Here is a 7,170-nt window from a genome sequence, read left to right on the forward strand (position 1 = left end):
CCTGCCGCGGTACCGGATCCGGGCCACGCGCACCGGGTCCGGGACTACTCGCCGGCGGCCTCGGCCTGCTGGGCCTCGACGGCCTTGCGGACCTCGTCCATGTCCAGCTTGCGCGCCTGTCCGATCACGTCCGCCAGGGCGGGCTCGGGCAGGGCGCCGGGCTGGGCGAACACCGCCACCCGGTCGCGGACGATCATCAGGGTGGGGATGGACTGGATGCCGAAGGCCGCGGCCAGCTCCGGCTGCGCCTCGGTGTCCACCTTGCCGAAGACCAGGTCCGGGTTCTCCTCGGCGGCCTTCTCGTAGACCGGGGCGAACTGACGGCACGGCCCGCACCAGGACGCCCAGAAGTCGATCAGGACGAAGTCGTTGTCGGTGACCGTCTGGTCGAAGTTCTCCTTGGTGAGCTCCACGGTGCTGCTCATGACCTGAATCCTTCTTCCCGGTGCTTCCTGCCGGGTGCCTCCCGGCATGGGGTGAAGCCGTCCGCACAACACGGGCGGCCTGCCGCGTATTCCGCGCCCCTACCCGTGTGGCCACCCCGCACACCACCCACCAGACTGACCCCATGACGGAAACGGAAACCATCGCGTACGACGTCGTGGTGCTCGGGGCCGGGCCCGTGGGGGAGAACGTCGCCGACCGCACCCGCGCGGCCGGTCTCACCACCGCGGTCGTGGAGAGCGAACTGATCGGCGGCGAGTGCTCGTACTGGGCCTGCATGCCCAGCAAGGCCCTGCTGCGACCGGTCATCGCCCGGGCCGACGCCCGCCGCCTGCCCGGCCTGCGCCAGGCGGTACAGGGCCCGCTGGACGCCGCGGCGATCTTCGCCCGCCGCGACTGGTACACCGGCGACTGGACGGACGACGGCCAGGCCGACTGGCTGAACGGCATCGGCGCCGACCTCTACCGCGGCCACGGCAGACTCACCGGCCCCCGCACGGTGACGGTGGGGGACCGCACGCTCACCGCCCGCCATGCCGTCGTCGTCTCCACCGGCACCCGCGCCGTCCTGCCCGATCTGCCGGGCCTCGCCGAGGTCAAGCCCTGGACGAGCCGCGAGGCGACCAGCGCCCGGTCCGTGCCCGGCCGGCTCGTCGTGGTCGGCGGCGGGGTCGTGGCCACCGAGATGGCCACCGCCTTTCAGGCCCTCGGCGCGCAGGTCACCGTGCTGGTGCGCGGCAAGGGCCTGCTGAACCGCATGGAGCCCTTCGCCGGCGAACTCGTCGCCGAGGCGCTGAGCGAGGCAGGAGCGGACGTACGGACCGGCACCTCGGTGAAGTCGGTGACCCGCTCGGACGGCACCGTCGTGGTCGTCACCGGCGACGGCGACCGCATCGAGGCCGACGAGATCCTCTTCGCCACCGGCCGTGCCCCGCGCACCGACGACATCGGCCTCGACACGGTCGGCCTCGAACCCGGCTCCTGGCTCACCGTCGACGACAGCCTGCGCGTCACCGGCACCGACTGGCTGTACGGGGTCGGCGACGTCAACCACCGTGTGCTGCTCACCCACCAGGGCAAGTACCAGGCCCGGATCGCGGGCGCCGCCATCGCCGCCCGCGCCGCCGGCACCCCCCTGGACGGGACCGAGCCGTGGAGCGCCCACGCCGCGACGGCCGACCACGAATGCGTCCCCCAGGTCGTCTTCACCGACCCCGAGGCGGCCGCGGTCGGCCTCTCCCTCGCGGAGGCCGAACAGGCCGGCTACCGGGTGCGGGCCGTCGACGTCGACATGACGTCGGTGGCCGGGGCCGGCCTGTACGCCGAGGGCTACAGGGGCCGCGCCCGGATGGTCGTCGACCTGGACGAGGAGATCCTGCGCGGGGTCACCTTCGCCGGCCCGGGCGTCGGCGAACTCATCCACTCCGCGACCGTCGCCGTCACCGGCCAGGTCCCGATCGCCCGCCTGTGGCACGCGGTCCCGTCCTACCCGACGATCAGCGAGGTCTGGCTGCGGCTGCTGGAGGCCTACCGCGACAACTGACCCCCTCCGCCGACCGGCCGGGGGACCGGTGTCCCTCGGCCGGGGTACGGGCGGGGCGCGGGCCGCCGGGAGTGGCTGGTGCGCTCCGGCGGGGGTGTGCGCGGGAGGGGCGCGCCGGGTCGTCCGGCGTTCCACGGCCGATGTGCGCGGGGCGGGGGCGCGTCGGGGCACGCGGTGTTCCCCGGCTGATGTGCGCGAGGCTGCGCGCCGGGTTGAGCGGCGATTCCCGGCTGATGTGCGCGGGAGGGCTGCGCGCCGGCCCGGTGCCGATGCCGCGCGGCTGCCCGGCCACCGTGGAAGGAGGCCGTGCAGGCCGGGTGCGGGGCCCCAGCCACGCGCCCACAGCAGCCGCCGCCCCGGTCAACGGCCCCCGCACCCCACCCGCCGCGCCGCGACGAGGGGCCAGGCGTTAGGGCTCTCGGCCGCCGGGTGCGCGGGGCCGGGGCGGGCCGGTGCCCCTCGGCCGTGACGTGTGCGGGTCGCGCGTACCTCCCGCACCGCCCCACCCGACGACGGCCGCCACGCCCCTGGCACGCCCGACCCGCGCCCACGGCTGCCGTCGGGGGCGGCGGGGTGTGGCTGCGGGCGGATCAGTGGGGCAGGTCGAATGTCAGCGCTCTTGCCGCATCCGCCGGGGTCGGCTGTGACCACCGTTCCAGGACCGCCTGGTTGGCGGCGAGCGAGCGGGGTTCGGCCCGGTCGAGGTAGAGCATGCCGTCGAGGTGGTCCGTCTCGTGCTGGACGATGCGGGCGGGCCATCCGGCGAACACCTCGTCCAGCGCCCGCCCCCGCTCGTCCTCGCCCGTCAGGCGGACCTCGGCGGGGCGGGCCACCACCGCCTGGTACCCGGGCACGCTCAGACAGCCCTCGAAGAACGCGGCACGGGCCGCACCGACGGGCTCGTACGACGGGTTGACCAGCACCCGGAACGGCTGCGGCACCCGGCCGCGGGCCACCCGCACCTCCTCCGGCACCGGTGCCGGATCCTCGATCACCGCGATCCGCAGCTCCACGCCGACCTGCGGCGCGGCCAGACCGACGCCGGGAGCCGCGTGCATGGTGGCGCGCAGCGCCTCGACGAACCGGGCCAGCAGCGCCGGGCCGAGCTGTCCCTCGTAGCGCTCGGTGCCGCGCCGCAGGACCGGGTCGCCGGCCGCGACGATGGGCAACGGGCCGCCGGGGGCGAGGAGTTCCTCGATGCGGTCGACCAGGGGCGTGCGGGGAGGGGGAGCTGCCATCGGGCCAGCATGCCACGGCCACAGTCCATGTGACGCAGGTCACTGGAAGTGGCGGGAACTCGGCCCCGGCCCGGTCCGACTACTGGACCGTCACGGCTCAATACGTCCCCCTGACCCCGGAGAAGCCCGCCGATGTCCACCGCCCCCCCGACCACCACCCCGGACGAGGCCCCCGAGGCAGCCGCAGCGCCCGCCCCGAAGTCCCCCGGTCCATGGGCCCCGTTGCGCCCCCTTGTCCTGCGCCTGCACTTCTACGCGGGCGTGTTGGTCGCTCCGTTCCTGCTGGTCGCCGCCGTCACCGGTTTCCTGTACGCGGGCGCGTTCCAGGCCGAGAAGATCGTGTACGCGCACGAGATGACCGTCTCGGTCGGCGACGCCCGACTGCCGATCTCCGAACAGGTGGCCGCGGCGCGCAAGGCGCACCCCGAGGGCACGGTCGCGGCGGTCCGGCCCTCCCCGGAGGCCGACGCCAGCACCAGGGTGATGCTGTCCGGCGTGGAGGGAGTCGACCCCGAGCACACCCTCGCCGTGTTCGTCGACCCGTACACCGGCAAGGTGCGCGGCGCGCTGGAGCAGTACGGCTCGACCGGCGCGCTGCCGCTGCGCACCTGGATCTCCGGACTCCACCGCAACCTGCACCTCGGCGAAACCGGCCGCCTCTACAGCGAGTTCGCCGCGAGCTGGCTGTGGGTCATAGCCGCCGGAGGCATCGTGCTGTGGTTCTCCCGCCGCCGCGCCCTGCGCAAGGTCCGCGGCACCAGCGGCCGCCGCCGCACGCTCGGCCTGCACGGCACCGTCGGCGTCTGGGCCGCCGCCGGCTTCTTCTTCCTGTCCGCGACCGGTCTGACCTGGTCGGCCTACGCGGGCGCCCACATCGACGAGCTGCGCACCTCCCTCAAGCAGGCCACCCCGTCGATCTCGGCCACGGTGAGCGGCGGTGAGCACGCCGGCCACGACGCGGCCTCCGGTGCGGGCGGCGACGGCGAGCACGGCGTCGGCCTCGACAAGATCCTGGCGGCCGCGCGGGCCGAGGGGCTGGGCGACCCGGTCGAGATCGTCCCGCCCGCCGACGCGACCTCCGCGTACGTCGTGAAGCAGGTGCAGCGCAGCTGGCCCGAGAAGCAGGACTCCGTCGCGATCGACCCGGCCACCGGCGAGGTCACCGACGTACTGCGCTTCGACGACTTCCCGCTGCTCGCCAAACTGACCCGCTGGGGCATCGACCTGCACACCGGCGTCCTGTTCGGTCTCGCCAACCAGATCGCGCTGATGCTGCTCGCGCTGTCCCTGGTCCTGCTGATCGTGTGGGGGTACCGCATGTGGTGGCAGCGCGGCCGCGGCGGCGCCTTCGGCCGCCCGGTCCCGCGCGGCGCCTGGGCGAAGGTCCCGCCGTACGTCCTGGTCCCGCTGCTGGCGGTGATCGCCGTGCTCGGCTACTTCGTCCCGCTCCTCGGCATCCCGCTCGCCGGGTTCTGGGTGCTGGACGTGGTGCTCGGGGAGATCGCGCACCGGCGGGGGCGGCCGACGGCGGCGTGAACCCGCGCCGGCGGGTGGGGCCGGCGAAGGTCCCGACGCCCGCACACGGGAGCGGCCCGGCGGCGAAGTCCGCCGCCGGGCCGCTCCTTCCGTGCCGGTCAGTCCTGCGGGAAGTCCCCCGCCAGCGCCGAGGCGATCCGCAGATGCGGTGCCGCCTCCGCGTGCCGTCCCTGCCGTTCCAGGGTGCGGCCCAGCATCAGCCGGGCGTAGTGCTCCACCGGGTCGTGCTCGACGATCCGGCGCAACTCGGTCTCGGCGCGGCCCAGTTGGGCCGAGTGGTAGTAGGCGCGGGCCAGCAGCAGCCGGGGACCGGTCTGCTCCGGCACCTCCTCGACCAGCCCGTCCAGCACCCGCGCGGCCGCGGTGTAGTCCCGCGCGTCGAAGAACAGCCGCGCGCGCTCCCAGCGCTCGGCCGGAGTGCCGTGGGAGTAGTACCCGGACTCCTGCGCCGTGTCGTACGCCGTGGTGTATGTCATGTCCACTCGTGACCTCCTCCGCGGCCGTCAACCGCGCCGGGTGGCCGCCTATTCCGCTGCCTTCCCCGGGGTCTCGGCGAGATCGAGCGGTACGTCGAGCAGGGCGGTGAGTTCGGCGGTGAACGCCTGCGTCCGGGCGCTGTCCAGACCGCCGAGGGGCTCCAGCAGCCGCTCCAGCAGCCCCTGGACGACCTTGATCGCCCGTCGGCCGACGTCCTGGCCCTGCTCGGTGAGCGCGAGCTGCACCGCGCGCGGGTCCCGGGGGTCCCGGGTCCGCTCGATCAGGCCGCCGGCCTCCAGGGCGCGGGCCAGCTTCGAGACGTAGAGCGGCTCGAGACCGGTGTGGTCGGCCAGCCGGCGCTGGCTGGGGCGTTCGCCCCGGCGCTGCATGCCGTACAGCGACGTCACCAGTGCGTACTGCGCGTGGGTGAGGCCGAGCGGAGCCACCGCCCGGTCGACCGCCACGCGCCACTTCGTCGACAGACGCCACACCAGGAAGCCGGGCGTGGCCTGCGCGGGACCCTTGCTCATGGCCGATAGGTTACATGGCTACCATGTCCATGGCTGCTTTCTCCGTCCGCGAGGAAATCGGTCGCGCCCCGTGAGGCGAGCCGTTACCTTCCGCCTGAGCGCCACGAGGTGCCGGACGTGAGGGTGAGGGGAGCCTGGCATGCAGACCGGGGGCACGCGGACGGACCGCCTGGGCTTACTGCTCCAACAGTTCGACCAGGCCAGGGAGATGGCCGAGGTGCGGCTGACGGGTCTCGGCGACGAGGAGTACCTGTGGGAGCCGGTGCCCGGCTGCTGGTCGGTCCGGCGCAGGGGGGAGGCGGCGACGCCCAGGGCCTTCGGGCCGGGGGAGTGGGTGCTGGACCTGGGGGCCCCGGACATCCCGGCGAGCGAGTACGCCGAGGTCGCCCGGCAGGCCGCCGGCGGCATGACCGTCGCCAGGATCGCCGAGGACTGGAGCGTGAGCGTCGAGCGGGTCGAGCAGGTCCTCGCCCACACCGGCACGCCGGAGCCCGACACGACGCCGGTCACGACCATCGCATGGCGGCTGGCGCACCTGCACTTCTGCTTCGCGGGCGGCTGGGAGTGGACCTTCGGCGCACGGCGGCAGGATCCGAAGCTGCTGGTCGACTTCACCCCCTCCGCCACCCTGGCGCTCGAGCGGTTCTGGACCGTGATCGACCGCTGGCGCGAGAGCGTCGGCGCCGTCACCGACGAACAGCTCGACACGGTCGGCTTCCCGCAGTACCCGTACGGCTCGGATCCCGACGACCCGTTCGTCGACGTGCTGGCGGGATCCAACCTGGAGTTCATCCACCACATGGCCGAGATCGCGCTGCTCCGCGACCTGTGGCGGACCCGCTTCACCGCTTCCGGGTAGTCCGGGAGGGGTCCGGAGAACCCCGCGGGCCGTCAGGCGTCGGGGGCCGCGTGGACGCGGCGGCCGTCGACGTGGGTGAGGCGGACGCGGGTGTCGGCGATGGCCTCGGGCGGGGCCGCGAAGGGGTCCCGGTCGAGGACGACGAGATCGGCCCGGTTGCCCGGCGCGGGCTCCCGGGCCCCACGTCGGGAGGCCCGGCCCCGACGGCCGGGCGTGCCGGCCGCGCAGGGCGTCCCCACGGCCACGCTCACCGGCGGCACCGGTGCCTGGGCCGCAGGAGGACACGACGTGCACACGCCGGTCGCCTGCGGCTCCCGCGCCGGCTGGAGCATGGAACGCCCGGTCCGCTTCACCGCGGGCAGCCCGGTCCTGACCGGCATCGTCCTCGGTCTGCTCGTGCGCTCCTCCAGCTGATCTCGGCCGGGTATCGCGGGCGGCCCGGTCTTCTCGCGCTCACGAACACCTGCGGCATGGCGGCCCTCCTCGGCAGGCTGCCCCACAACCGCCCCCGGGCGGCCGACCTCGACACCGCGCTCGCCGCCC

General features: G+C 74.5%; 7 protein-coding genes and 2 pseudogenes. 4 read left to right on the forward strand and 5 right to left on the reverse strand.

Going from position 1 to position 7,170, the window contains the following annotated elements:
* Window positions 1-44 precede the first annotated feature (44 nt).
* Window positions 45-425 carry a thioredoxin gene (gene trxA / locus ACFY30_RS30920; RefSeq protein WP_390848431.1) on the reverse strand — a complete coding sequence of 127 codons (381 nt, stop codon included), beginning with the start codon at window positions 423-425 and terminating at the stop codon, window positions 45-47.
* Window positions 426-568: 143 nt separating this feature from the next.
* Here trxA and ACFY30_RS30925 point away from each other — a divergent pair, with 143 nt between their 5' ends.
* Window positions 569-1,987, forward strand: coding sequence for a dihydrolipoyl dehydrogenase family protein (locus ACFY30_RS30925; protein WP_390848432.1), 1,419 nt, complete (start codon window positions 569-571; stop codon window positions 1,985-1,987).
* A 590-nt stretch (window positions 1,988-2,577) separates the two neighbouring features.
* On the opposite strand, the gene ACFY30_RS30930 is transcribed toward ACFY30_RS30925, so the two are convergent.
* The gene (locus ACFY30_RS30930; protein WP_390848433.1) at window positions 2,578-3,225 is read right to left on the reverse strand and encodes a peptide deformylase; all 648 of its coding nucleotides are present in this window, start codon (window positions 3,223-3,225) and stop codon (window positions 2,578-2,580) included.
* A 132-nt stretch (window positions 3,226-3,357) separates the two neighbouring features.
* Here ACFY30_RS30930 and ACFY30_RS30935 point away from each other — a divergent pair, with 132 nt between their 5' ends.
* Complete coding sequence (locus ACFY30_RS30935) at window positions 3,358-4,761, forward strand: PepSY-associated TM helix domain-containing protein (RefSeq protein ID WP_390848434.1); 1,404 nt, start codon at window positions 3,358-3,360, stop codon at window positions 4,759-4,761.
* A gap of 98 nt (window positions 4,762-4,859) precedes the next feature.
* On the opposite strand, the gene ACFY30_RS30940 is transcribed toward ACFY30_RS30935, so the two are convergent.
* A complete protein-coding gene (locus tag ACFY30_RS30940) occupies window positions 4,860-5,237 on the reverse strand; it encodes a tetratricopeptide repeat protein (RefSeq protein ID WP_390848435.1) in 378 nt (125 codons plus the stop codon).
* A gap of 48 nt (window positions 5,238-5,285) precedes the next feature.
* On the reverse strand, window positions 5,286-5,768 hold the full coding sequence (locus ACFY30_RS30945; RefSeq protein ID WP_390848436.1) for a MarR family winged helix-turn-helix transcriptional regulator: 483 nt from the start codon (window positions 5,766-5,768) through the stop codon (window positions 5,286-5,288).
* Window positions 5,769-5,907: 139 nt separating this feature from the next.
* Here ACFY30_RS30945 and ACFY30_RS30950 point away from each other — a divergent pair, with 139 nt between their 5' ends.
* Window positions 5,908-6,627, forward strand: coding sequence for a DinB family protein (locus ACFY30_RS30950; RefSeq protein ID WP_390848437.1), 720 nt, complete (start codon window positions 5,908-5,910; stop codon window positions 6,625-6,627).
* A gap of 32 nt (window positions 6,628-6,659) precedes the next feature.
* Here ACFY30_RS30950 and ACFY30_RS30955 read toward each other — a convergent pair.
* Window positions 6,660-6,788: pseudogene (locus ACFY30_RS30955) on the reverse strand (amidohydrolase family protein); the annotation flags it as partial.
* A gap of 58 nt (window positions 6,789-6,846) precedes the next feature.
* On the opposite strand from ACFY30_RS30955, the pseudogene ACFY30_RS30960 reads away from it, so the two are divergent.
* Window positions 6,847-7,170: pseudogene (locus ACFY30_RS30960) on the forward strand (transporter); the annotation flags it as partial.

Source organism: Streptomyces sp. NPDC000345 (assembly GCF_042898825.1).
Classification (GTDB): Bacteria; Actinomycetota; Actinomycetes; order Streptomycetales; family Streptomycetaceae; genus Streptomyces.

Coding starts and splice junctions, on each gene's coding strand:
- ACFY30_RS30940 (WP_390848435.1), bottom strand. CDS start 5,237: ATGACATACACCACGGCGTACGACACGGCGCAGGAGTCCGGGTACTAC.
- ACFY30_RS30925 (WP_390848432.1), top strand. CDS start 569: ATGACGGAAACGGAAACCATCGCGTACGACGTCGTGGTGCTCGGGGCC.
- ACFY30_RS30935 (WP_390848434.1), top strand. CDS start 3,358: ATGTCCACCGCCCCCCCGACCACCACCCCGGACGAGGCCCCCGAGGCA.
- ACFY30_RS30945 (WP_390848436.1), bottom strand. CDS start 5,768: ATGAGCAAGGGTCCCGCGCAGGCCACGCCCGGCTTCCTGGTGTGGCGT.
- ACFY30_RS30930 (WP_390848433.1), bottom strand. CDS start 3,225: ATGGCAGCTCCCCCTCCCCGCACGCCCCTGGTCGACCGCATCGAGGAA.
- ACFY30_RS30950 (WP_390848437.1), top strand. CDS start 5,908: ATGCAGACCGGGGGCACGCGGACGGACCGCCTGGGCTTACTGCTCCAA.
- trxA (WP_390848431.1), bottom strand. CDS start 425: ATGAGCAGCACCGTGGAGCTCACCAAGGAGAACTTCGACCAGACGGTC.